We start from the raw sequence: 2,080 nt of genomic DNA, 5'->3' as shown, positions 1-2,080 counted from the left end.
AAGTCATCCAGCGGCGGATGATCCAGGTGGCTCGGACGTCGTCCTCGTTGTAGTGGAGGATGCGGTCGCGCTGGGTCGGGTCCGGGATCCCGCCGCCGAGGCCGACCGCGTCGCGGTACCAGCGCATCGAGTTCTCGCCGCTGGCTTCGGCGTCGCGCCAGGTGAACCCGGCGCTCGGCGCGATCACCTTCAGCCCCTTGCCGTTCGGGCACAGGAACTGCTCGCGCACCGAGGCGAACAGGTCGACCCACTCCGAGGAGCGGATGAACTTGCGGACCTCGGCCACCGACGGCACGCCGGGCTTGCCGGCGAAGCGCTCGGCGGAGGCCAGCATCCAGCGGTTCTCCGCCAGCTCGTTGTAGCAGTAGGCGCGGAAGGTCAGGCCGTTCTCGCGGGCCGTGCGGCGCACCGAGCAGAACCAGGTCCAGAACTCGGCGAAGGAGCGGCCCTCGTCGTCGGAGGGCAGCGGCTCCCAGCTGACGAACGCCCGGTAGCCCTGCTCCTGGCCGATGTCCGCGCCGGACAGCCAGCAACCCCACAGGTAGGCGCCGGAGTCGCCGTAGCTCTCCATGTCCACGTCGACCTCGACGTCCGCCCGCGGCACCGACAGGTCGCGGACCCGCCGCACCAGCGGCAGGTCCTGCAGCCACGCCTTGGCGAGCAGGATCGCGTCGGTGTTGCGGACGCCGGTCAGCGGCAGCTCGTCGGCCCGCTCCAGCGGCGTCGCCGCGAGCTCGTCCACAGTGGACACACCGATGTCGCGCAGCGCCACGGCGTCCTCGCCGCGCACCACCAGGCTGACGTCGCGCCGGTCGTGCAGCTGCTGCTCGCAGACCGGCCACCACGGGCAGCCCTTGCACTCGTTGATCCGGGAGGGCTGCGCGAGCGGCTCGGCGCCTTCGGCGGCCGCGGTGGCCACCGCCAGGCGGTCGGCGAAGCGGGCCTCGTACTCGGTCAGCGCGGTGCGGCCCTCCGGCCAGTTCGGCGCCGACAGGTCGTGCCAGACGACGACGTCGGCCTCCACGCCGATCACGCCGCCGCGGAGCGCGTCCGCATCCATCCCGCAGGCCTGCAGCATCCGGACCGCGTGCGCCAAACGGAGCAGGTCGCGCGGCTGAGGGCGCACCTTGCGGGTCTCGTCGATCGAGGACGCCTCGGGGACCGGGCGCTCCACCGGCGACACGCGCGCCCCGCGCCCCGGGTCGGTGATCTTGTGCCGGACCACCAGCACCGGCAGGTAGCCGTCGCCGCTGCGCACCAGCAGATCGACCGAACCGCGGCGCCCGTTCTCCCTGTCGGAGGGCAGCTGAGCCGCGGAGATGTACCGGGTCCCGGCGCGCATCGCGGCCAGCGTGAGCTCCGCGCGATCGGCCACCGCGCCGCGCGGGATCTCGGTCCAGTCCTCGCCGTGCAGCCGGCCGAGCAGCTTCGCGACGGCTCGGCGGTGCTCCGCGGCGTCGGCGATGCGCTGCTCGATGCCCAGGTCCAGCGGCGCTTGCGGCTGGTCGCGCATCGACGGATCGTTCTCCAGGTGCACGCGTCGACGACAGCGCGTCACCACGCCAGCCTCGAGCAGCACCTCTTCGTTCACGGGTGAAGCGTATGCCGTCGCCATGACACCTGCGCCCATCACCCCGTCTAGACGGCCGAGCCGCCCGTGCACCCGTCACCCGCCCCGGGGAGGCGCACCGGCGCGTGATCTGACAGATCGTGGCGCTGCTCATAGAGTTGATCGCAGCGCGAACAGGGAGGTTCCGGTGAGGAAACGCACGAAGCGGGTTCCGACCGAAGGCCGCCGCACGGTCAAGGCGGCGAAGAAGGCGGACAAGAAGGCCGCCAAGGCGATCAAGCGCGGCGAGCACGGGCACATCACGCCCAGCAACGCCAAGAAGGCGATCGGCGTGGCCAAGGTGGTCGGTCCGGTGCTGCTCCCCTTCGCGATCCGCGCGGTCTCGGCCGTCCGCGACTACCTGGACCGTGCGCGAGCGCGACGCCTGGGCGTCCCGGTCGACGACCTGGGCACCTACACCGGTCGCGGCGCGGCGCTGCACGCGCGCATCGCGGGCGACACCGACGCGCT

The 2,080-nt window shown here is 72.5% G+C and carries 2 protein-coding genes; one reads left to right on the top strand and one right to left on the bottom strand.

Going from position 1 to position 2,080, the window contains the following annotated elements:
- The coding region (locus ABTZ89_RS38205; RefSeq protein ID WP_351054258.1) for a TM0106 family RecB-like putative nuclease at positions 1-1,591 on the bottom strand (1,591 nt) is incomplete at its 3' end.
- A gap of 166 nt (positions 1,592-1,757) precedes the next feature.
- On the opposite strand from ABTZ89_RS38205, the gene ABTZ89_RS38200 reads away from it, so the two are divergent.
- The coding region (locus ABTZ89_RS38200) for a DUF6474 family protein (RefSeq protein ID WP_351054255.1) at positions 1,758-2,080 on the top strand (323 nt) is incomplete at its 3' end.

Source organism: Saccharopolyspora sp. NPDC002686, from assembly GCF_040295745.1.
Classification (GTDB): domain Bacteria; phylum Actinomycetota; class Actinomycetes; order Mycobacteriales; family Pseudonocardiaceae; genus Saccharopolyspora; species Saccharopolyspora oryzae.
Note: the sequence above shows the minus strand (reverse complement) of the source record. Positions and strands in the feature narration are given on the sequence as shown.